Origin of the sequence: Pseudomonas sp. GZD-222 (assembly GCF_049310525.1) — a bacterium.
In the GTDB taxonomy this organism is placed as follows: domain Bacteria; phylum Pseudomonadota; class Gammaproteobacteria; order Pseudomonadales; family Pseudomonadaceae; genus Aquipseudomonas.
In genome coordinates this window covers 1-21435 of sequence record NZ_JBMOWO010000064.1, presented here as the reverse complement: position 1 = coordinate 21435, position 21435 = coordinate 1, and the positions used below count along the sequence as shown (strand labels likewise).

The 21435-nt window shown below is 62.9% G+C and carries 19 protein-coding genes; all 19 read left to right on the top strand.

What is annotated here, in order from left to right; genetic code table 11:
* The first annotated feature begins 228 nt into the window (after positions 1–228).
* The 19 genes from mnxG to ACO6VD_RS11855 all read left to right on the top strand — a co-directional run bounded on the left by mnxG (position 229) and on the right by ACO6VD_RS11855 (position 21341).
* A complete protein-coding gene (mnxG, locus tag ACO6VD_RS11945; RefSeq protein ID WP_422419268.1) occupies positions 229–6105 on the top strand; it encodes a manganese-oxidizing multicopper oxidase MnxG in 5877 nt (1958 codons plus the stop codon).
* Positions 6106–6121: 16 nt separating this feature from the next.
* Complete coding sequence (locus tag ACO6VD_RS11940) at positions 6122–8107, top strand: cytochrome D1 domain-containing protein (RefSeq protein ID WP_422419266.1); 1986 nt, start codon at positions 6122–6124, stop codon at positions 8105–8107.
* Positions 8104–8769 (top strand): SCO family protein, encoded by a 666-nt coding sequence (locus ACO6VD_RS11935; protein ID WP_422419265.1) that lies wholly within the window; start codon positions 8104–8106, stop codon positions 8767–8769. The genes ACO6VD_RS11940 and ACO6VD_RS11935 overlap by 4 nt, the downstream gene beginning before the upstream one ends.
* Positions 8766–9431, top strand: a complete 666-nt coding sequence (locus ACO6VD_RS11930; RefSeq protein ID WP_422419263.1) for an SCO family protein — start codon at positions 8766–8768, stop codon at positions 9429–9431. The genes ACO6VD_RS11935 and ACO6VD_RS11930 overlap by 4 nt, the downstream gene beginning before the upstream one ends.
* Before the next feature lie 5 nt (positions 9432–9436).
* Entirely contained in the window at positions 9437–10972 is a 1536-nt protein-coding gene (locus tag ACO6VD_RS11925; RefSeq protein WP_422419261.1) for an ABC transporter substrate-binding protein, read from the top strand.
* Positions 10969–11613 (top strand): SurA N-terminal domain-containing protein, encoded by a 645-nt coding sequence (locus ACO6VD_RS11920; protein ID WP_422419259.1) that lies wholly within the window; start codon positions 10969–10971, stop codon positions 11611–11613. Before ACO6VD_RS11925 ends, ACO6VD_RS11920 begins: the two co-directional genes overlap by 4 nt.
* 229 nt (positions 11614–11842) lie before the next feature.
* Positions 11843–12376, top strand: a complete 534-nt coding sequence (locus tag ACO6VD_RS11915; RefSeq protein ID WP_422419257.1) for a response regulator — start codon at positions 11843–11845, stop codon at positions 12374–12376.
* Between the two features lie 53 nt (positions 12377–12429).
* On the top strand, positions 12430–14133 hold the full coding sequence (locus ACO6VD_RS11910; RefSeq protein ID WP_422419256.1) for a GspE/PulE family protein: 1704 nt from the start codon (positions 12430–12432) through the stop codon (positions 14131–14133).
* Entirely contained in the window at positions 14084–14902 is an 819-nt protein-coding gene (locus ACO6VD_RS11905; RefSeq protein ID WP_422419254.1) for a hypothetical protein, read from the top strand. Before ACO6VD_RS11910 ends, ACO6VD_RS11905 begins: the two co-directional genes overlap by 50 nt.
* A 1-nt stretch (position 14903) precedes the next feature.
* Positions 14904–15446, top strand: coding sequence for a PilN domain-containing protein (locus tag ACO6VD_RS11900; RefSeq protein ID WP_422419252.1), 543 nt, complete (start codon positions 14904–14906; stop codon positions 15444–15446).
* Positions 15433–15981 carry a type 4a pilus biogenesis protein PilO gene (gene pilO, locus ACO6VD_RS11895; protein ID WP_422419251.1) on the top strand — a complete coding sequence of 183 codons (549 nt, stop codon included), beginning with the start codon at positions 15433–15435 and terminating at the stop codon, positions 15979–15981. The genes ACO6VD_RS11900 and pilO overlap by 14 nt, the downstream gene beginning before the upstream one ends.
* The gene (locus ACO6VD_RS11890; protein ID WP_422419249.1) at positions 15981–16481 is read left to right on the top strand and encodes a hypothetical protein; all 501 of its coding nucleotides are present in this window, start codon (positions 15981–15983) and stop codon (positions 16479–16481) included. The genes pilO and ACO6VD_RS11890 overlap by 1 nt, the downstream gene beginning before the upstream one ends.
* Positions 16478–18301, top strand: a complete 1824-nt coding sequence (locus tag ACO6VD_RS11885) for a secretin N-terminal domain-containing protein (protein WP_422419248.1) — start codon at positions 16478–16480, stop codon at positions 18299–18301. Before ACO6VD_RS11890 ends, ACO6VD_RS11885 begins: the two co-directional genes overlap by 4 nt.
* 3 nt (positions 18302–18304) lie before the next feature.
* Positions 18305–18778, top strand: a complete 474-nt coding sequence (locus tag ACO6VD_RS11880) for a type II secretion system protein (protein ID WP_422419246.1) — start codon at positions 18305–18307, stop codon at positions 18776–18778.
* Positions 18779–18783: 5 nt separating this feature from the next.
* Positions 18784–19158: a type II secretion system protein gene (locus tag ACO6VD_RS11875; RefSeq protein WP_422419243.1), complete on the top strand. Its 375-nt coding sequence runs from the start codon at positions 18784–18786 to the stop codon at positions 19156–19158.
* The gene (locus ACO6VD_RS11870) at positions 19133–19663 is read left to right on the top strand and encodes a type II secretion system protein (protein ID WP_400170667.1); all 531 of its coding nucleotides are present in this window, start codon (positions 19133–19135) and stop codon (positions 19661–19663) included. The genes ACO6VD_RS11875 and ACO6VD_RS11870 overlap by 26 nt, the downstream gene beginning before the upstream one ends.
* Positions 19660–20055, top strand: coding sequence for a curli production assembly/transport protein CsgE (csgE, locus tag ACO6VD_RS11865; RefSeq protein ID WP_422419241.1), 396 nt, complete (start codon positions 19660–19662; stop codon positions 20053–20055). Before ACO6VD_RS11870 ends, csgE begins: the two co-directional genes overlap by 4 nt.
* Positions 20052–20471 (top strand): curli assembly protein CsgF, encoded by a 420-nt coding sequence (locus ACO6VD_RS11860; RefSeq protein WP_400170665.1) that lies wholly within the window; start codon positions 20052–20054, stop codon positions 20469–20471. Before csgE ends, ACO6VD_RS11860 begins: the two co-directional genes overlap by 4 nt.
* A 27-nt stretch (positions 20472–20498) precedes the next feature.
* Positions 20499–21341, top strand: a complete 843-nt coding sequence (locus tag ACO6VD_RS11855) for a CsgG/HfaB family protein (RefSeq protein WP_422419239.1) — start codon at positions 20499–20501, stop codon at positions 21339–21341.
* Positions 21342–21435 lie beyond the last annotated feature (94 nt).

Below are 21435 nucleotides of genomic sequence, written 5' to 3'. Positions count from 1 at the left end.
GAGGTTGCCTTTCCCCGCGCTTGGGTGTGTCTCACTCCCCGAGGTGGCGGGGCACCCCCGCTCCCAACCACCCACAAAGGCACCCCCGAATAGTGGGGAATTGCGGGGGATAACCCCCAATTGAGATTCATTCAGTAGTTTAAGTGACTGAAAAACAACAATAAAAAACAATGGCATGAGGCTTGCTCAAGCCTTTCCAGAGTCCACTTGCACCACCAGAGGCACGCCATGATGACTCCGATCAAAGGCTCCGTCCTGACTTCACTGCTGATCACTGCCGCCACCTTTGGCTGGCAGCCAGTCAGCGAAGCCGCCGTGCGCTGCGAGCGCAATCTGGTGGCCAACGTGGTGGCGCTTGACCAGCCACTGATGTTCAACCGCCTCGGCGCGCAGAATGCCAACGGCATGATGTTCGCCCTGCGCCGCGACGTGGTTGATGACAACCAGGTGTCGCTGGATCAAGGCGGCGCGGCAGTACCCGGCAAGGTCACCCTGCGCCCGGACAAGCGTCCACGGCCGATTGTGCTGCGGGTAGCGGCCGGTGATTGCTTGACCGTGAACCTGCAGAACCTCTTGGCCTACCAGGCCAACCCGAACAAACACGGCATCGATCACGAAGAAGAAAACGAAGGAGAAGAGAACGAAGCCGAAGAAAATGAAGGTGCTGAAGCTAATGAACCTGATGGCGACGAAAGCTTTGTGGTCGATGACCAGGTTACCGACCGTCATGTCGGTTTTCAGGTCAACGGCATGCAGGCGGTCAACAGCATCGCCGACATTGCCGCCAACAGCGGCCGTAATGGCAACTTCCTGATCGCCCCGGGCGGCAGTCGCACCTACACCCTGTACGCCGAGCGCGAAGGCGCGTTTGCTGCCACCAGCCAGGGCGCCACATTCGGCGGACAGGGCGCCGCCGGCAACGTTTCCAACGGCCTGTTTGGCCAGGTGGTGGTACTGCCGAAAAATGCCCGTACTTACCGCAATACCCTGACCGAAGAGGAAATGCGCCTGGCCACCACCGGCCGCGCACCTACCGGTCAGCCAATCGTCGACTACCAGGCGCGCTACCCACAGCGCGAACCCTGGATCCGTGAAGGCAAGGCCGGCTCACCGATCATCGCCATGGTCGATGGCAACGAGATCATTTCCAGCGAAACCGACGCCGTAGTCATGGGCCCCAATACCGACGGCAGCTTCCCGCCCTCGACCTATCCGCTGGAAAGCATCGGCAAACGCAACCCGGCGATCCCCAATCGCCTGGAACCGTTCCGCGACTTTGCCGCGCAGTTCACCGACGAGGCGGCTGCCACCCAGGCGTTCCCCGGTTACTGGGCAGACCCGGTAATGGGGCATGTGCTGGAACCGACCCGTGACTCGTTCATGATCAACTACGGCTCAGGTGGCATGGGTGCTGAGGTGGTGGCCAACCGCTTGGGCGTGGGGCCGATGCACGATTGCCTGTCGTGCGCCTATGAAGAGTTCTTCCTCAGCTCGCACACCGTCGGCGATGTGGCGATGCTGGTGGACGTGCCGGCCAACGTTGGCCTGGAGAACATTCGTCCAGGGCAGACTCCGAACGCCGATCAGGTTGGGGTCAAGGCGACCATGGCCCTGTTTCCGGCTGAACCGGCCAACGTCAACCACAGCTACATTGGTGACTTCGTCAAATTCCGCAACACCCACAACGGCCACGAGCAGCACATCTTCCACCTGCACGGGCACCAGTGGCTGTTCAACCCCAATGACGACAACTCCGACTATGTCGATGCCCAGGGCATTGGCCCGGGTGTCGGCTACACCTACGAAATCGCCAACGGCGGCTCGGGCAACCGTAACCGCGTAGCCGGCGATGCGATCTATCACTGCCACTTCTACCCGCACTTCGCCCAGGGCATGTGGAGCATGTGGCGGGTGCACGACGTATTCGAGGAAGGCACGCGTCTGGAGGTCTCGGCCCAAGGTCAGGATGGTTACCACAGCGAGCCGTATGCCCTGCGCAGCGGCAAGCCTGCTGCTGGCGCCCGTGCCTTGCCGGATGGCGAAATTATCGCCGGTACGCCGATTCCCGCCATCGTCCCGCTGCCAGGCAAAGCCATGGCGCCGATGCCCGGCAAAGTGGCCGTCATTCCGAAGCTGGCGGAAACGCTGGTTGCCGAAAATGATGACGATGACGACGAGGAGGAAGGTGATGACGATTCCGCTCATCACGATGCCGCGCCGCGGGCGGTCGGCTCGCTGGTGCTGGTTGACCGCAGCGATGCCAACCGCAACGCCGATGGCAGCCTGAAAAACCCTGGCTATCCCTTCTGGATTGGCGGCATGGAAAGCACCGTTGGCCAACGTCCGCCAACTCCGCCCCTGGACATGCTCGACCCGGCCAAAGCGCAACAGCTGAAAAATACCGGCAATGCGCTGTGGGCCAACCTTGATCCGGCGCAGGTCGGTGGCTGGGACGGTGGCTTGCCACGCCATGCACTGGATGGGATTTCTGCCGGTGGCGAAGCCGAGGTGACCACCACCGCACTGGACTTCACCAAACAAATCACCAAGGCCAAAGCGGTGTTCCTGCCGGAAGAGGGCACGGAGGTCGAGCAAGCCGCGATGAGCTTCCACTCCAAGCTTGAACACCCCAGCTTCGCGGTGCTGCCGGGCAACCAGACCGTGGCGCGCAACTTCCGCACCAACGGCGCGGCACCCACTGCGGGCGCACCGTTCTTCGAACCGTGCATGGACGACCGCGCCAAGCGCCTGACCCTGGCTGCCGGCGTCGGCGAGTTCAACAGCGGTGAGCGTCTGGATGGCATGAGTTTTACCGGCTCTTCGACCTTCACCGCCGACCGTCCACGCATTTACAAAGGCGCCAACATCCAGTTCGACGCGGTGTACAACAAGGTCGGCTATCACTTCCCGCAGGCGCGCATCATCGCCCTCTGGGAAGACGTCTGGCCAGTGATCAACAAGCAGCGCCCACCGGAGCCTCTGGTGATGCGCATGAACACCTTCGACTGCACCATGTACCAGCACACCAACCTGATCCCTTCGTTCTACGAGATGGACGACTATCAGGTGCGCACCCCGACCGACGTGATCGGTCAGCACATCCACCTGCCAAAATGGGACCTGACGGCGGCCGACGGTTCGGCCAACGGCTGGAACTATGAAGACGGCATTCTCTCGCCCGGCACCGTGGTCGAGCGCATCGAAGCCATTCGTGAGTACAACAAGTGCACCAGCGGCGATCCGCGTGAAGGCAGTGCCGAGTGCCCGGTAGCCAAGGCGCATCCGTTCTTCGGCCGCTTCGGGCGGGCCGACTGGATGGGCGCCCGTACTGCCATGCAGCGCTGGTTCGCCGACCCGGTGGTCAACGTGCATAACGTCGACCGTGGCCTGGGCACCATCTTTACCCACGACCACCTTGGCCCATCGACGCACCAGCAACTGGGTCTCTACGCCACCGTACTGGCCGAGCCTGCCGGTTCGACCTGGTACCACGCCGAGACCGGTGAGCAGCTGTACAACCCTGCACTGCGGGAAGACGGCGGGCCGACTTCATGGCAAGCCGTGGTCAAGACCGGCGACCACGACGGCGACGGCCGCAACGACAGCTACCGTGAGTTCTTCCTCGAGTACAGCGACTTCCAGCATGCCTACGAGGCTGGGGTGTATGTCGGTGCCGGTCCTGACGGTATTCCCAATGCCCAGGCGTTCCCGGCAACCGCCGACACCTTCCGCTACGCGATCAACCCGCCTGTGCGGCAGAAAGCCTCGAACCTGCTGGAAGCGGTGGTCGAGTCTCGCGGCGGCCTGTTCCCGGGTTGCCCATCGCGGCCTTGCCCGCAAGCCATCTCGGTGGATGACCCTGGCATGTTCGTCGTCAACTACCGCAACGAACCGCTGGCCCTGCGGGTCTACGACCCCAATAAGGTTGCGCCGGACGGCAAGCGCGGCATGCAGGCCGACGGCCTCGGCGGTGACCTGGCGTTCGCCATGCAGAGCCGCACCGACCGTGCCATTCCGGCGATGAACCTGTCGCCAGCGGCAATCACCTCGGCAGTCGGCCCTACCGGCGGCACCACGCTGTTCCCACCGCACATCAACAAAGGCGGGGCGGAACCCGGTGATCCGTTCACGCCGATGCTGCGTACCTACTCCGGTGACAACGTGCGGCTGCGTATGCATGCCGGTGGTCATGAAGAGGAACACAACGTGACCCTGCATGGCGTCAAGTGGCTGCAGAACGGTTCGGGCTTCGGCAATAGCTCCAACTCGGGGTGGAAGGCCTCGCAGATGGTGGGTATCTCCGAGCAACTGGGCTTCATGGCACCGGTGTCGATGATCTCCAGCGCGTCGTCGCCTAACGGTGACTACCTGTACTCACTGGATGCCGCCCATGAAGGCTACTGGAACGGGATCTGGGGGGTAATGCGCAACTACACCAACAGCCGTAATGACCTGTTCGCGCTGCCGAACAACCCGATGCCGATGGCCGCGCGCAATACCGTGGCGTTTGACGGCATCTGCCCACGCTTCACCACCAACGCCAACGGCATTGGTACCCGGCCGACGGTGCAGCGCAGCTATGAAATCGTCGCAGCGCTGGCCAATGATATCCTCGGTAATCCGCTTGGGGTGAGCATCAACGACCCGAGCGGTGTCGGCCAGCACGTGGGCGGCCCGTTGAAAGCCAATGGTGGCACCCTGGTCTACAACAGCCGGCGTACCAGTATTCCGCAGGTGACGGTGACCGACCCCGAAGATGGCGAAACCTTCACCATCGGTGGGCACAGCGGGCCGCTGCATGACCCGACCGCCATCCTCTATGTGCGCAAAGCTGACCTGGACCCGATCTCCGGCAAGCTCAAACCCGGTGTACCGATCGAGCCACTGGTACTGCGCGCCGCTGCCGGCGAGTGCCTGAAGGTCACCCTGGAAAACCGTCTGCCGCTGGTGATGCCGGACCTGCCAAGCACCGCCGTGATGCAGAACGTGGTCAAGCGTGACCGTCAGGGCAGCGAAGGCTCCACCGCCTTCAACAACAACCTGATGCGGCCGTCCAGCCATGTCGGTCTGCACACCCAGCTGCTGTCCTACGACATCACCAAGTCGGACGGTGTCAACGTCGGCCAGAACCCGGTGCAGACCGTACCGCCACGCACCGGCAGCAGCGGCGCTTACCCGAGCAAGGTGTTCCAGTACTACGCCGGGCACCTGGAGCGTGAAGGCAAGCCAGTGATGCAGATGGGCCGTTCGGTGGACAACATCAACACCACGGCCATCGAGTTCGGCGGGCTCAATATCACCCCGGCGGATGTCATCAAACAGGGGCAAAAAGGCCTGATCGGTGGCATGAGCATCCTGCCGCAGACCGCCACCTGGACCGAAGACGCTGCCAGCCGTGCCTCGGCTACCGTGCAAGTGCCCGGGCAGCCGGCCTACCGCGACTTCGCCACCCTCTGGCAGCGCGCGCTGAACATGCGCTGGGCGGACGGGCGGCCGGTGGAAGGCATCGCCACTGAAGGCAACGGTGTGCCGGGTGACCCGAAAGACAACTCGAACATGGCCATCAACTACAAGACCGAGCCGCTGTGGTTCCGCTTCGGCCTGGCCCCGGATGCGCCGTTCGGGCACGCCGATGGCAACGGCTGGGCGGATGTTCCCAACGCACACATGGCCTACAGCAATGCCCTGGTGGGTGGCGACCCGCAAACCCCGGTGCTCTGGGCCAGGCCTGGTCAGCCGTTCCGTAACCATGTGCTGATGCCTACCGGTGGCAGCCGCGGCATTACCTACCAGCTCGACGGGCACCTGTGGCCGCTGCACAACTATCAGGCCGAAAAGTCTGACACCAGCGGCTACCCTTTGAATCTGCCAGGTATCGGTTCGGTGCGCTTCGGCTACAACCCACAGGCGATGTTCATCGGCGCCCAGGAAAGCGTGCTGCCGGCTGCGCACTTCAGCTTCATGGTGCCCAGTGCCGGGGGCAGCAACGCGGTGCCCGGTGACTACCTGTTCCGCGACTATGCCGCCTATGGCAACGCCTCGGGACTGTGGGGGCTGCTGAGGGTAACCGAAGAAACGCCACCGACTACAGCGCCAGCGCAGTAAGGGAAGGGGAGAGGTCATGAATAAGAAAAATCGACCGTTATACCTGGGCCTGATGGCAGGTTTGACCCTGATGGGCCTGGGTATCAGCTACGAGAGCCTGTGGTGCGACCCGCGTAGCGAGCTCGCCGCCAGCGCCAGCGATCCTCAGGCCCTGCACCGGCTCAGTCGCGACGGTGTCACCGTCGAGTTCGAAGCCCGGCCATTGGGCAGCGATGGCGTACTGACCGAGGGGGCGTTTGCCAGCGTGCGCTTCAAAGTCACCGATCAGAACAGCGGCCAGCCACTGTCGGGCGTGTCGCCCGGCGCCTGGCTGGACCCGGCACTGACCGGCGACGCGGCCAAAGACCGCAACAAGAGTTGCAAGGCCCGGGTGGCGCTGTTTCTCAAAAGCAGTATCGGTGCCCGGCCGTTGCTGGACCTCAACAGCTACTTCCTGCTGGTATTGAACAAGGACGCCAGCCTGACGGTGATCGATCCCAACGTTTCGGTCGGCGGGGTCACCAGCACCCTGGCGCGCATCGAGCTGCCAGGGGTGCCCATGGACTGGGCGGCCAGCAGTGATGACAAGCAGGTGTTCGTATCGATCCCGGAGCGCGGTGAAGTGGCGTTGATCGACACCGAGACCTTCCAGAAGGTGGGTAGTATCGATGCCGGCAAACAGCCGCTACGGGTGGCATTGCAACCGGATCAGCGCCTGCTGTGGGTCGGCAACAATTCCACAGACCCGGCGCACAGTGGCGTCACTGTGATCGATGTGCCCAGCCGCAAAAGCATGAAGTTCTTTGCCACCGGCACCGGGCATCACGAAATCGCCTTCAGCGCCGACTCGCGTTACGCCTTTGTGAGTAACCGCGACAGCGGCACCCTGAGCGTGATCGATGCCAGCGAGATGCGCCTGGTGAAGACTATCAAGGTCGGTTCGCACCCCTTGTCAGTGGCCTATTCGGCGCTGTCCCAAGCGGTCTATGTGGCCGATGGGCGCGACGGCAGCATCAGTGTCATCGATGCCCGCAGCCATGAAATGCGCCACTGGATCGAGGGCAAGCAGGGCCTTGGACCGATGCGCTTCAGCAGTGACGGGCGCTTCGGTATCGTCCTCAATACCCTGGAGAGCCAGGCACTGGTAATCGACGCCAGTACCGACCAGTTGATCCATACCTTGCCGGTGGCCGCCGAACCCTACCAGCTGACCTTCACCAAAGCCTATGCCTACATTCGCGGTCTGGCCTCGTCGAAGGTCACCATGATCAACCTGAGCAGCCTTGGCGAAGGCCGCCAACCGATCATCCAGGGCTTTGAAGCGGGTGCCGCCGCGCCGCGCCAGGCCGGAGACCTGCCGCTGGCCCAGGGCCTGACCGCGGCGCGCGATGAAAACTCGGTGTTCGTGGTCAATCCGGTGGACAACACCACTTACTTCTACGCCGAAGGCATGAACGCACCGATGTCCGGTTATGCCAACCGCGGTCACAACGCCCGTGCGGCACTGGTGATCGATCGCAGCCTGCGCGAAGTGGCGCCGGGGGTGTACAGCTCGACGATCAAGCTGCCCGCTGCCGGTACCTTTGATGTCGCCTTCCTGCTTAACCAGCCGCAGATCATCCACTGTTTCAGCACCGAGGTGGCGGCCTCACCTAGCGCGCCTCACCGGCAGACGCCGCAGATAGAGTTCCTGCTTGAACCCACGGTGGTCGTGCAGGGCACCCCGTTCACCGCGCGCTTCCGGATCGTTGAAGGTAATGGCGCCCCGCGCAATGGTGTCAAGGACCTGAGCGTGCGTTACTTCCTCGCACCCTCGTCACGGGCCCGTGACAGCCGGGTGCATGAAGTGGGTGACGGCATCTATGAGGCACCGCTGGAGCTGGCCGAGGCGGGTGCCTGGTACCTGCATGTGCAGGCGCCGTCCCTAGGCAGCGCCTTTGCCGAGAAAAACTACACCAGCCTGCGGGTGCTCCCTGCCGCGGCTCAACAAGCGTCCGAGTCGGATTCAAGGAGTGTGCGATGAAAATGCTTGATCGCTGCAGACTGTTCAGCCTCTGCCTGTTGGCCGCCGCGTGTGGTTTCGCCCAGGCCCATGGCGGTGTCGATCATGGTGGTCACGATGATCACAGTGGCCATACACCGCCCGCTGCCCACCAGGAAAAGACCTCAGTGCGCTTTGCCGATGTCCAGCTGCTGGACCAGAACGGCATGCCGGTGCGCCTGGAGAAAGACCTGGTGTCTGATCGCCTGGTGGTCATGGGCTTTATCTACACCAGCTGCACCACGGTGTGCCCGGTGGTGTCCTCGATCATGGCCAAGGTGCAAAAGCAGCTGGGCGGACGCGTCGGTGATGAGGTGCAACTGGTGTCGATCAGCGTCGATCCGCAGCGTGATGACTCCAAACGCCTGCAGGACTACGCCAAGACTTTCCAGGCGGGGCCGGGCTGGAGCTGGCTGACCGGTTCGCCCTATGCGGTCAATGAAACCCTTAAAGGCCTTGGCAGTTTCAGCGCCAACTTGAGCGAGCATCCGCCGCTGATCCTGGTCGGTGACGGTCGCAGCGGCAAATGGACACGCTTTTACGGCTTTACCGACCCTGCGCTGCTGGTCAGCGAAATTGATCGACTCAGCGCCCGCCGGGTCCACGCCAAACACACGGCCATCGCCCAGGAGGTGCAACCATGAGCGCTGCTACTGCACGCAAGTCGGTGATGCGCGGGGTCGACTGGGTGGCCTTGCTGGTGTGCCTGTGGATCCTCAGTTCGGTGGCATTGGCCCATGAAGGGCACGCGCCGAAGGCCAGCACCGACACTGATGCCAGCACCGCAGTGACACCCACTGCGGGTACTCACGATGCCCAGACCTATTTCACTGACAGCCTGGTGCAGGACCAGAACGGCCGCAGCCTGCGCTTTTATAGCGATGTGCTGAAGGATCGGGTGGTACTGCTGAATGTCATCTTCACCAACTGCAGCGATGCCTGCCCGCTGATCACCCGCAAGTTGCGTGAGGTGCGCGAAGCGATGGGCGAGGAGCAGGCCAGCAAAGTCACGTTCATTTCCTTGAGCAGTGACCCCACCAACGACACTCCGCAAGTGCTCAAGGAGTTTGCGCAAAAACAGGGTGTCGACGGTCCCAACTGGTTGTTCCTGACCGGTGACAAGGCGCAGATGGACCTGGTGCTGATGCGCCTCGGCCACCTGATCCCCAGCCCCGAACAACATTCAACCCAACTGATCGCCGGCGATGTGGCAAATAAACGCTGGAGCAAAATCCGCCCCGATGCGCCACCCATGGCCATTGCCCAACGTCTGCAACTGCTGTCGCAACCCCTGGCCGGACGTTGAACATCATGAACACGGCGCTGCGTACCGGGACCTTGCTGCTGATGCTTATCGCCAGCAACCTTGCGCAGGCTCTGCAACTGAACCCGGCGGAGCTGGCGGGCAAACGTTTGTACCGCGAGGGGCTGTCGAGCAGCGATGCCCAGGTGTCGGCGCGGGTCGGCGCGGCCGACATGCTGGTGCCGGCCAGCGTCGTACCCTGTGGCAGTTGCCATGGCGCCGACGGGCTGGGGCGGGCCGAGGGCGGTGTGCGTCCACCGGTATTGAGCTGGCAACGGCTGGCGGCCGGGCAGGGCCTGCGCAAGGTCAATGGCCGGAGCTATCCGGCCTATAACGAGTCCAGCCTGGTCCGGGCGATTCAGGAGGGCCGTGACCCGGCGGGCAATCGTCTGGATCCGGCCATGCCGCGCTTCGTCCTGAGCATGGCCGACCAGCGCAACCTCAATGCGTACCTCAAGCGCCTGGCCGACGACCGTGATCCGGGCCTGGAGGAACAGACCCTGCGCCTGGGCACCTTGTTGCCGGGTGAAGGCGCCCTGGCGGCGTCGGCACGGGTGGTGGCCGCTGTGCTCGAAGATCGTATCGCTCAACTCAACCAGCAAGGCGGCATCCATGGCCGACGTTTGCAATTGATCAATATCGATCCGGGACCCGACGCGGCCAGCGCCGAGCAGGCGCTTACTCAGTTGCTTGAACAGGAACAGGTGTTCGCCTTGATTTCCCCGCTGGTACCCGCCCTGGACCCCATCCTCGCCAGCCGCCTGGAGCAGGCACGGGTACCCTTGATTGGTGCGGCGCCGGTGTTGTCCAGCAGCGTGCAGATCTTTGACCCGTTACCGGGGCTGGATGACCAATTGCTGAGCCTGGCCGACTATGCCCAGGGCAACCTGGCGCTGCAGCAAGGCGGCACTCGGATTGTCTATGCCGACCCGGCCCAGGCCGGACTCGCCCAGCACCTTGAGCAGCAACTGCAACGCCGCGGCTGGACTGAGGTCAAGGCCCAGCCCCTGAGTGAGCAGGCTGCAGACGCACAGGCGATTTTCTTTCTCGGGCAGCCCGAGGCCTTCGGCCAGCTGATCGCCCAACAGCAGCAAGCCAAGCGCACGCCTTACCTGTTTGCCGCCGCCAACCAGGTGTCCAGCCAGCTGCCGCAGGTGCCTGAAGCCTGGTCACGACGGCTGTTTCTGGCCTATCCCTTCGTCCCGGGAGACTGGACGCCAGTCGGCACCAAAGCGCTGAGCGAGATGCGTGCGCGCCAAGGCCTGGACGGTCGTCAGGGGGTGTTGCAGGTCAGCACCTGGTGCGCCGTACAGTTACTCGGCGACGCCCTCAAACGTGCCGGGCGCGATGCCAGCCGCGAAAAACTGATTCAGGCCCTGGAAGGTCTGCACGATGTGCAGACCGGCCTCACGCCGCCTTTAAGCTTTGGTCCTGGCCGCCGTCAGGGGCTGGCCGGGGCGCATGTGGTGACCCTGGAAATGCCCGGCCCGGTGTTTTACCCGGTGGCTGTCTATCGTCCTGTCGCTGAGGTGAGTGCGCCATGAAGCTGCTCTCTTTATTGCTGTGCCTGGTGGCTTTGCAATTGCACGCCGAGGAAGGCCCCGCTGCAGCCCAGGTCAATGGCGTGGCCATCAGTCAGCTGCGTCTGGAGCGCTACTTTGCCGATTATCTGCAGACTCAGGGCAGGGCCCTGACCAGCATTCGTAATCCCAGTGTGTACAAGCGCTTGCGTGAGCAGGCGTTGAATGACCTGATTGACAAGGAACTGCTCTGGCAAGAAGCCCAGCGCCAAGGGATCAAGGTCAGTGATGAGCAAGTGAACGCGCAGATCGATCAGTTGCGTCAGGCCCTGGGCACTGCCAAGCCCTTTGAGCAACGCCTGGCCGATGCCGGTTTTGATCGCGACAGCTTTGCCGACTACACCCGCCACGAAATGGCCGCCCAGCAAGTGTTCATGCACGCTTCACAGGTCCCGGAGCCGGCCCCGGCCGACGTTCGCGCGTTCTACCTGGCCAACGCGAGTTCTTTATCGCCGCTGCAGAACCAAAGCGCTGACGGCTCTGTCGAAGATGAGCAGGGACTGGAATTGGCCAAACGCCTACTCATCGATCAGCAACAAGCGCAGGCACGCCATGCCTTGCTACAGCGTTTACGTGACGCCGGGCAGGTGCAGCGACTTGACTGACGACTGATCTGACCCCCAATGTTGGGGATATCAGTAGGGGCAAAGTGCCAGCCGGTCCCCGGGATTGGGGGAGGGGCCATGGCCCATTTGCGTCTACTCTTAAAGAATCAACGACATAGCCCATTCAAAAGCGCCGTCTCTGGTCTGGCACGAAGCATGCGTAAGCCTACACAAGGTCGCACTTCGCCAGGTCGGGAAACCGGAACCGTGGTGCTTCAAGGAGTCGACCTTGGTTAACACAGTATTGGTAGTCGATGACGAACAGACCCTTGCGGGCAATATCCAGGCTTACCTGGATGCGCAAGGCCTGAACGTCCATGTGGCCTACGACGGGGCCAGTGCCATCGGTGAAGCCGAGCGCACCCAACCTGACGTGATAGTGCTCGATTATCGCTTGCCCGATATGGAAGGGTTTCAGGTTCTGGAGGCTGTACGCAAGAGCAGGAACTGTCATTTCGTGCTGATCACTGCCCACCCGACCGCCGAGGTCCGTGAGCGTGCCAACCAGCTGGGCGTCAGTCACATCCTGTTCAAGCCTTTTCCGCTGGCGGAACTGGCCCGTGCAGTCAACGACCTGATGGGCATCAAGCGTGAAGCGGGCGGCGAGGCCACAGCGGACACAGGGTTCGTCGAAAGACGCCAGAGCAGGAGTGATAGTTTCCCCCTGCAGTTGTTCGACGGTAGTTGGGTCCTGGCAGATCGCCGCCGTAATGGCGCAAGAAAGCCCGAACCAGACGACGACCAACTGCTCACCGGGGAGTAACGCGCGAGCAGACCTGAACATGGCTTGCCGCGCCCCGCGCTGGAGTGCAAGTCATGGAAACCGTGTCGCTCGCTGTTGTCACCACCCGGGAAAGCGCCCCCGCCCCGCTTGGTCGTGAGTTGCTGGTGCAGGCTCGTACCAGCGCAGAACAGAACGCCGAACGCCTCCTCGATACCCTCCAACGCCTCAGCAACCTGAGCCCCGCCGACTTTGTTGCGCGCCTGGGCGTCACCCTGCATTACCCGGTACTGGACAGCCAGGCGCTGTTCGCCGCCACGCCTCTGTTTGACCGGGTCAGCCTGGCCCAGTGCCTGAAACGCGAATTTCTCTTCCTGGAGCATGACGGCCAGGCCCTGGGTGTATTCGCCGATCCCTTCGACACCGCGCGCCTGGCCTGGATCGATGAGTGCCTGCAGGGTGCGCCGCTGTACCTGGTCGAAGCCGCTGACCTGGCCGGCTTTCTGGCCCGCCACGAAGAAAGCTTTCATGCCGTCGATTCGCTGGAAAACGACAGCGAAGCGGTCAACGAACTCGACACCCTGCAAAGCCTGTCGCTGGCCAGCATCAGCGAAGACCAGAGCCGGGTGGTCAAGCTGGTCAACTCGACGCTGTATGACGCCCTGAAAATGCACGCCAGTGATATTCACCTGGGGGTCACAGGTAACGGCCTGGTGATCAAGTACCGTATCGATGGTGTGCTCAACAGCATCAGTAAAGTCAGCGGCAGCGAATTTGCCGAGCAGGTGATCTCGCGGATCAAGGTCATGGCCGAGCTGGACATCGGCGAAAAGCGCGTGCCTCAGGACGGTCGCTTCAAGATCGGCATCAGCGCCCGGCAGATCGACTTTCGCGTTTCGATCATGCCCAGCATCTTTGGCGAGGACGCGGTGCTGCGGGTGCTCGACAAACAGGACCTGGCGGATCGCGTCAGCGGCGTACAACTGCAGGCCCTGGGTTTTGAAGACCAGACCCTGCGCAGCCTGCGGCGCATGGCCAACGAGCCTTACGGCATGATCCTGGTCACCGGCCCCACCGGCAGCGGCAAGACCACCACCCTCTACGCCATGATCAGCGAGATCAACCACGGCGTGGACAAGATCATCACCATCGAAGACCCGGTCGAGTACCAGTTGCCCGGCGTGTTGCAGATCCCGGTCAACGAGAAGAAGGGCCTGACCTTCGCCCGTGGCCTGCGCTCGATCCTGCGTCACGACCCGGACAAGATCATGGTCGGTGAGATCCGCGACCCGGACACCGCGCAGATCGCCGTGCAGTCGGCGCTGACCGGGCACCTGGTGTTCACCACCATCCACGCCAACAACGTTTTCGATGTGATCGGCCGCTTCAGTCAGATGCAGGTCGACCCCTACAGCTTTGTCTCTGCCCTCAACGCCGTGCTGGCTCAGCGCCTGATTCGCCTGGTCTGCCCGCATTGTGCCAGCCCACACCAGCCCAGTGACGAAGAGCTCAGTCTTTCCGGTCTGGAAGCGGGGCAGGTGGGGCACTACCGGTTTGTCCATGGCAGCGGCTGCGGCCAGTGCCGTGGCAGCGGCTATCGCGGACGCACCGCCATCGCCGAATTGCTGCACCTGGACGACGAGCTGCGGCAAATGATCGTCGAACGTCGGCCCCTGGCCCAGATCAGGGCCCTGGCTTGTCAACGCGGCCTGCGCCTGCTGCGCAGCTCGGCACTGGAACTGGTGCGCGATGGCCGGACCACCCTGGAGGAGATCAATCGTGTCACATTTGTCGCCTGATCGTTTTATCGCCGTGCTCGGCGCCCAGGGTGTAGGCCTTTGCCAACGTCTGGGGCAGGAACAACAGTGGCTGGGTAGCCTGGGCTTCATCGCCGAGCGTAGCCAGGCCACCACCCTGGCCCTGGATACGCTGCACAGCCTACTGGCTGAACAGCGCTGCAAGGGCGCCGAACTGCAGCTGTTGCTGTCGGCGCACTACTGCCGCTTCTGCCTGGTGCCGTGGAGCGCTGCCATCAGCCGCCCCGATGAGCTGCACCAGTATGCCCGGGCCTGCTTCGAGGCTCATTACGGGCAGAGCCTGGACGGTTGGCGCCTGGTGGTATCGCCGGAGGCGGCAGGGCTGGCGCGGATTGCCACGGCCGTACCGGAAACCTTGCTGCAACGACTGCATGACCACTGCCGCGACCTGGGCCTGCGCCTGCGTTCAGTGCGCCCTTACCTGATGGCGGCTTACAACCGCTTTGCCGAACAACTGGGGCAAAGCGACTTCCTCTTCGTGCTTGCCGAGCCACAGCGCACGGTGTGCCTGCTGGCGCAGAACGGCGTCTGGCAGCACATCAGCACCCAGGGCGGCAGCGACAGTGATACCGCGCTGCAAGCGCTGATTGCCCGTCAGTGCGAACTGAACGCCAATGAACGGCAACTGCCGGTCTACCTGCATGCGCCAGGTCGCCAGGAACAGCCCCCGGCGCTGGAGGGTGTGCAACTGTGCGAGCTGGGTGGCGAAACAGCCGATGTGCTGTGCCGCATGACCCGGGCGGTGGCCTGAAATGCGCCGCCTGGAGCTGGACTTTCAGCCACGGCGCACAGCCCTTTCGGCCTGGGCGCTGGTGGGCATCGGCGCCTGCTTGCTGGCGGGTACCATTGTCCTTTCGCAAGGTTTCGACCAGCAGCAGGCGGATCTGGATGATCAACTGGACGCGTTCGAGCGCCAGTTGGGCAAACGCCCTGAACATGCAAGCACACTGACTCCGGCGCAAAGCCGCGAGCAAACCGAGAAACTGGCGCAGATGCGCAGCGTCTCGCAGCAACTGCAGCGCCCCTGGGAACGCCTGTTCGACATGCTCGAGGGCTTGCCCCAGGACGACGTGGCACTGCTGACCCTGACCCCCGATGCCCGTAAAGGTCAGGTGCGCATCAGCGCCGAAGCCCGCGACCTGGAAGCCATGTTGACCTTCCACAAACGCCTGGAAGCCAGTGGCGAGCTGCGCGATGTGTCGTTGCTCAATCACGAGATCCAGGCCAAGCAGGCCGAGCATCCGGTGCAGTTCAACCTGTCCGCCACCTGGGAGATCGGCAATGCGCATCCATAGCCTGATTGTCCATGAACGTGTACGCCAGTTTGGCGCGGTCGGCCTGATCGGCGCTGCCCTGGTGCTGCTGGCCCTGCTGTATGGCGCCGGGGTGGTACTGCCGCAATGGCAGTATCTGCAACAACAGCAATTGCGCAGCGATGAAGCCCAGGCGCAGGTGCAGCAGTTCAAGCGCGGTGACCTGAAACTGCCGCAGGTGCCGCAGCGCGAGCTGGAAGACTTTCACAAACAACTACCAGCCCAGCCTCAGGCCACGGTCGCCATCGACCGTATCTACAGTCTGGCCAAGGCCGAGCGCATCAGCCTGGCGCGCGGTGAATACGCGCTGGGCGTCGACCCGAAAACCCAGCTGGCGCGCTATCAGATTCTCCTGCCGGTACGTGGCAGCTACCCGCAGATCCGCCGCTTCGTGCATGCCTTGCTCGGCCAGCTGCCGGCCCTGGTGCTTGAAGACGTCGACCTGCAACGCAAGAAAATCGGTGACAGCGAACTGACCGGTCGCCTGCGTATGACCCTTTATCTGTCGAGGTCATGATGAACACTCAACGCCGTCTGGCCTGGCTGGCCTTCCTCGGATCTGCGGCCGTACTGGCCTGGGCCCCAGGCTATTTCTTCGAGGACGAGTCGGCGGATAGCGAAGCGGTGCTCGCCGTCGCCGACAAAACCGCCAGCGCAGCCGCCGATGCGGGCGTCCAAAGTGCCAAACCTGCTGCCCTGAAACTGCGCGACCTGTTCCCGAGCAAGAACTGGAAGCCGGCGGTACAGATGGCCACGGTCACCGAACAACCGGTTGCCGTTGCACCGGTGGCGTTGGCGCCCACCGTACCGCCATTGCCCTTTCAATTTGTCGGCCGCCTGGATGATCGCAACGACCAACAAGTGTTCCTGCAAAGCGGCGAAAAACTCTACGTCGTGCGCCGCGGCGACGTGATCGATGACATCTACCGGATCGAGCACATCTCCGCTACGGAGCTGAGCGTGGTCTACCTGCCGTTGCACCTGTCCCAGACTTTGTCTGTAGGGAGCGCACCATGATTTCGTCCAGGCACTGCAACAAGGCGCCATTCCTGATGCTTGCACTCTGTGTCGCCCTGGCTGGGTGCGGCACCAGTGGTGTACGCAAGGACGGCCAGGCGCTGATCGCCGAAGGGCAATACGAAGCAGGTGTTTCCATGCTCGAAGAAGCGCTGAAGGAGAATCCGCGCGACACCGAGCTGAACATCGCCGTCATTCAGGGCCGTCGCCAGTCGGTTGAAGCCTTGCTGACCCAGGCTGACAGCGATCGCAGCCGCCATGATTTTGCTGGCGCCCGTATGGGTTACGGACGGGTGCTGACCCTGGAACCGAACAACCGTCGGGCCCAGGAGGGTGTACGCCAGATCGAGCAGATCGACAACATCGGCGAGCGTGTCGCCCTCGGCCAGGCGGCGCTGCGCCAGGGTGACCTGTTTGGCGCCGAACGGCACATGCGCGAAGTGCTCCAGCTCGATCCGCAGAACCAGGATGGCCTGGCCCTGCGCAAGGACATCGAGCTGGTACAGAGCCGCACCGCCCAGCCCAACCCGCAGCTGCGTACGAAGATGGAACGGCCGGTGACCTTGGAGTTTCGCGACGCCAACCTGAAAACCATCTTCGAAGTGCTGTCGCAGGTGGCCGGGCTCAACTTCATCTTCGACAAAGACCTGCGCCCGGACATGAAAGCGACGATCTTCGTCCGTGATGTGCGCATTGAAGATGCCGTGGCGCTGCTGCTGGAGCAGAACCAGTTGCACCAGAAAGTGGTGAACGACAACACCTTGCTGATCTACCCGGATTCGCCACAGAAGACCAAGGATTATCAGGAACTGGTGATGCGCACCTTCTACCTGACCAGCATCGATTCGAACACCGCGTTGAACATGGTCAAGACCATGCTCAAGACCCGTGACGTGTTTGTCGATGAACGCCTCAACACCCTGACCATGCGTGATACCCCCGACGCGGTGCGCATGGCCGAGAAACTGCTGCAGTCCCAGGACCAGTCCAACCCGGAAGTGGTACTGGAGGTTGAGGTCATGGAGGTCGCCCGCTCGCGCATTCTCGAACTGGGCTTGCAGTGGCCCAACACCTTCGGGGTGATCAACGACGAGGGCAAACCCGTGGGCATCCTCGATCAACTGCGCGGTATCAACTCCTCGCGCATCACCATCTCGCCATCGCCGCAGGCCAAGATCAACGCCCAGGACAACGACATCAACACCCTGGCAAGCCCGGTGATTCGCGTCAGCAACCGCGAGCAGGCACGTATTCACATCGGCCAGCGGGTACCGATTGTCAGCGCGACTTCGGTGCCCTCGACCCAGGGCCCGGTGATCACTGAAAGCATCACTTACCTGGATGTCGGTCTGAAGCTTGAAGTCACCCCGGTGGTGCACCTGAACAACGAAGTGGCGATCAAGGTGGCCCTCGAAGTCAGCAACGCCAAGCCGCTGGAGCCTACTCGCCAAGGCACCATTCCGGTCCAGGTCGATACCCGCAACGCCCAGACCAGCCTGCGTCTGCACGACGGCGAAACCCAGGTGCTGGCGGGCCTGGTACGCAATGACGAGGGTGCCAGCGGCAACAAGATTCCGTGGCTCGGCGACATTCCCGGACTGGGCCGCCTGTTCGGCAGCAACCGCAACGACAAGGGCCAGTCGGAACTGGTGCTGTCGATCACCCCGCGCATCGTGCGCAACCTGCCGTACCAGAGCCCTTCGGACATGGAGTTCCCCTCTGGCACCGAAACCAGCATGCAGATCCGCAACCTCAATCGCACGATCGAGGTCGACGACGAGCAGCCACTGGCCGCAGTCCCTACTGCCGTGAGGCCCTGAACCATGAAACGCTCGATGGCAGGTTTCAGCCTGATCGAAGTGATGCTGACCCTGGCGCTGCTCGGGTTGCTGGCTTCCATTGCCGCACCGCTGACCGAAACCCTGGTACGTCGGGGCAAGGAACAGGAGCTGAAAACCGCGCTGTACCAGATTCGCGATGCCATCGACGCCTACAAACGCGCCTTCGACGCCGGCTACATCGAAAAATCGCTGAATGCCAGCGGCTACCCACCGAGCCTGCAGGTGCTGGTGGACGGCGTACGTGATGTGCGCAGTGCCAAGGGGGCCAAGTTCTACTTCCTGCGGCGCATCCCCCACGACCCGCTGCTCAGCCGCAAGAAAGACGACGAAGGGGGGTGGGGACTGCGTTCCTACGACAGTTCGGCACTCAGCCCGCGTGAAGGGGAAGACGTCTTCGATGTCTACTCCAAGGCATCGGGCAAAGGCCTCAACGGCATCGCCTACGGACAATGGTGACCAGCATGCGCCGCAGCCAAGGCTTTACCCTGATCGAGTTGCTGGTGGTGATGGCGATCATCGCCACGCTGATGACCATCGCCATGCCGCGCTATTTCCAGAGCCTGGAAACCTCGCGCGAAGCAACCCTGCGCCAGAGCCTGGCGGTGATGCGTGAAGCCCTGGATCACTACTACGGTGACACCGGGCGTTACCCCGAATCGCTGGAACAGCTGGTCGAACAACGTTACCTGCGCAACGCGCCGCTGGACCCGATCACCGAACGCCGTGACGGCTGGCAGGTGGTAGCGCCGCCGGAAGGGGTGGCCGGTTCCGTAGCCGATATCAAGAGCGGTGCAACCGGGAGGGCGCGTGATGGCAGCTTATATGCCGAGTGGTAGCGCCGCCGAGGCCGGTTTCACCTACCTGGGCGTGCTCTTGCTGATTGCCGTGACCGGCATTGCTCTGGGCTCGAGCGCGACCCTGTGGTCGACCCAGTCTTTGCGTGAACGGGAACGCGAGCTGCTCTGGGTTGGCAGTCAGTATGCGCAAGCGTTGCGCAGCTACTACCGCAGTTCGCCAGGCGTGGCCCAGTACCCGCAGACCCTGGATGAGCTGCTCGAGGACCCGCGCTATCCCAATGTCAAACGCCATCTGCGCCAGTTATATCCCGACCCGATCACCGGCAGCGAAGACTGGGGCCTGGTGCATTCGATCGACGGACGCATCACCGGGGTTTACAGCCAGTCGGAACAGCAACCGCTCAAGCGCACCGGCTTTGCCGCGCAGTGGTCGGACTTCGACGGCCTTGAGCATTACTCCGACTGGCAGTTCGTGGCGGAAAAAGCCTTCTCTGAAACCCCGTCCGCCGGGCAACCGGGCCTGACCAAGGGAGCAGGGCAATGAACCGCCAACTGACTGCCTGCGCCCTGGCCCTGGTGTTGATCGCCGGCACCGCCCGGGGCGGCGCCGAGGACGAGATGATGGGCTTTATCGTCGACAGCACCATCTCGCACATCGGCCACGACTTCTATTACAGCTTTGCCGAGCGGCTGCGTGCCACCAGCCGCCTGGATTTCAACCTGGTGGTACGCGAACGGCCGGACCCACGCTGGGGCAGCCTGGTCACGGTCGAGTTCGAGCAACGCGTGATCTACCGGCGCTTTCTGCCACCCAACACCACCGAGCTGAAGGACGCCGCCTATGAAGCGGCTGACCTGGTCAAGGCGCAGATCATCCAGCGCAAGCTGCAGATGCTGCTGCAGGACACCACTGATCTTGAGAGGGACGAGCTATGAACAACAATAAAACCTGCCGCCTGGCCTCCCTGGTCCTGCTGACAGCCCTGTGCGGTCAGGCCGGCGCCACTGAACTGGTGTACACCCCCATCAACCCGGCGTTTGGCGGCAACCCGCTGAACGGCACCTGGCTGCTCAACAACGCCCAGGCGCAGAACGACCACGAAGACCCGGCGATCAAGGACCGTGCCTCGGCACTGGCCGGTACTTCAGCGCTGGAGCGCTTCACCAGCCAGCTGGAGTCGCGGCTGCTGTCGCAACTGCTCAACAACATCAATAACGGCACCACCGGCAGCCTGCAGACAGACGCCTTCATCATCAACGTGCTCGATGACTCTGGGGCCTTGACCATCCAGATCACCGACCGCGCCACAGGCGAAATTTCAGAAGTTCTGGTGAACGGCCTGAACCCTTGAAGGGGCGGGTAATGGGGAGTGACAATCATGAAACGAATTCTGACCACACTGCTGATCCTCGCCACCCTGCAAGGCTGCAGCCTGCGCGAACCGATGCCGGCTGAACAGGACGGCGAAAGCCCGACGCTGACCCCGCGGGCCTCGACCTACTATGACCTGCTCAACATGCCGCGGCCCAAGGGCCGGCTGATGGCGGTGGTGTATGGCTTTCGCGACCAGACCGGGCAGTACAAACCAACTCCGGCCAGCTCGTTCTCGACCAGCGTCACCCAGGGTGCGGCGAGCATGCTGATGGACGCCTTGCAAGCCAGTGGCTGGTTCGTGGTGCTGGAGCGCGAAGGGCTGCAAAACTTGCTGACCGAACGCAAGATCATCCGCGCTTCGCAGAAAAAGCCTGACACGCCGGTTAACATCCAGGCTGAACTGCCACCGCTGCAGGCGGCCAACCTGATGCTTGAAGGCGGCATCATTGCCTACGACACCAACGTGCGCAGCGGGGGCGAAGGGGCGCGTTACCTGGGGATCGACATCTCTCGTGAGTACCGGGTAGACCAGGTATCGGTCAACCTGAGGGCCGTGGATGTGCGCAGCGGCCAGGTGCTGGCCAACGTCATGACCAGCAAGACCATCTACTCGGTCGGACGCAGTGCCGGGGTGTTCAAGTTCATCGAGTTCAAGAAGCTGCTCGAAGCCGAGGTCGGCTACACCACCAACGAACCGGCGCAGCTGTGCGTGCTGTCGGCCATCGAGTCGGCGGTGGGGCACTTGCTGGCCCAGGGCATCGAGCGGCGCTTGTGGCAGGTGGCGGGCGATGGCAGCGGCGACAGCGCGACCCTGGACAAGTACCTCAGCCAGTATCAAACCCCGTGAACTGTGGGAGGGGCTTACGGTGGGAGCGGGGGGGGGGGGGGGGGGGGGGAGGGGCGGGGGGACAGCATCTCAGGGAGGAAAACCCCTCCCCAAC

Excerpts from the sequence above, each read along its gene's own strand:
- mnxG (WP_422419268.1), top strand. The coding sequence starts at position 229 with ATGATGACTCCGATCAAAGGCTCCGTCCTGACTTCACTGCTGATCACT.
- ACO6VD_RS11940 (WP_422419266.1), top strand. The coding sequence starts at position 6,122 with ATGAATAAGAAAAATCGACCGTTATACCTGGGCCTGATGGCAGGTTTG.
- ACO6VD_RS11935 (WP_422419265.1), top strand. The coding sequence starts at position 8,104 with ATGAAAATGCTTGATCGCTGCAGACTGTTCAGCCTCTGCCTGTTGGCC.
- ACO6VD_RS11930 (WP_422419263.1), top strand. The coding sequence starts at position 8,766 with ATGAGCGCTGCTACTGCACGCAAGTCGGTGATGCGCGGGGTCGACTGG.
- ACO6VD_RS11925 (WP_422419261.1), top strand. The coding sequence starts at position 9,437 with ATGAACACGGCGCTGCGTACCGGGACCTTGCTGCTGATGCTTATCGCC.
- ACO6VD_RS11920 (WP_422419259.1), top strand. The coding sequence starts at position 10,969 with ATGAAGCTGCTCTCTTTATTGCTGTGCCTGGTGGCTTTGCAATTGCAC.
- ACO6VD_RS11910 (WP_422419256.1), top strand. The coding sequence starts at position 12,430 with ATGGAAACCGTGTCGCTCGCTGTTGTCACCACCCGGGAAAGCGCCCCC.
- ACO6VD_RS11905 (WP_422419254.1), top strand. The coding sequence starts at position 14,084 with ATGGCCGGACCACCCTGGAGGAGATCAATCGTGTCACATTTGTCGCCT.
- ACO6VD_RS11900 (WP_422419252.1), top strand. The coding sequence starts at position 14,904 with ATGCGCCGCCTGGAGCTGGACTTTCAGCCACGGCGCACAGCCCTTTCG.
- pilO (WP_422419251.1), top strand. The coding sequence starts at position 15,433 with ATGCGCATCCATAGCCTGATTGTCCATGAACGTGTACGCCAGTTTGGC.
- ACO6VD_RS11890 (WP_422419249.1), top strand. The coding sequence starts at position 15,981 with ATGAACACTCAACGCCGTCTGGCCTGGCTGGCCTTCCTCGGATCTGCG.
- ACO6VD_RS11885 (WP_422419248.1), top strand. The coding sequence starts at position 16,478 with ATGATTTCGTCCAGGCACTGCAACAAGGCGCCATTCCTGATGCTTGCA.
- ACO6VD_RS11880 (WP_422419246.1), top strand. The coding sequence starts at position 18,305 with ATGAAACGCTCGATGGCAGGTTTCAGCCTGATCGAAGTGATGCTGACC.
- ACO6VD_RS11875 (WP_422419243.1), top strand. The coding sequence starts at position 18,784 with ATGCGCCGCAGCCAAGGCTTTACCCTGATCGAGTTGCTGGTGGTGATG.
- ACO6VD_RS11870 (WP_400170667.1), top strand. The coding sequence starts at position 19,133 with ATGGCAGCTTATATGCCGAGTGGTAGCGCCGCCGAGGCCGGTTTCACC.
- csgE (WP_422419241.1), top strand. The coding sequence starts at position 19,660 with ATGAACCGCCAACTGACTGCCTGCGCCCTGGCCCTGGTGTTGATCGCC.
- ACO6VD_RS11860 (WP_400170665.1), top strand. The coding sequence starts at position 20,052 with ATGAACAACAATAAAACCTGCCGCCTGGCCTCCCTGGTCCTGCTGACA.
- ACO6VD_RS11855 (WP_422419239.1), top strand. The coding sequence starts at position 20,499 with ATGAAACGAATTCTGACCACACTGCTGATCCTCGCCACCCTGCAAGGC.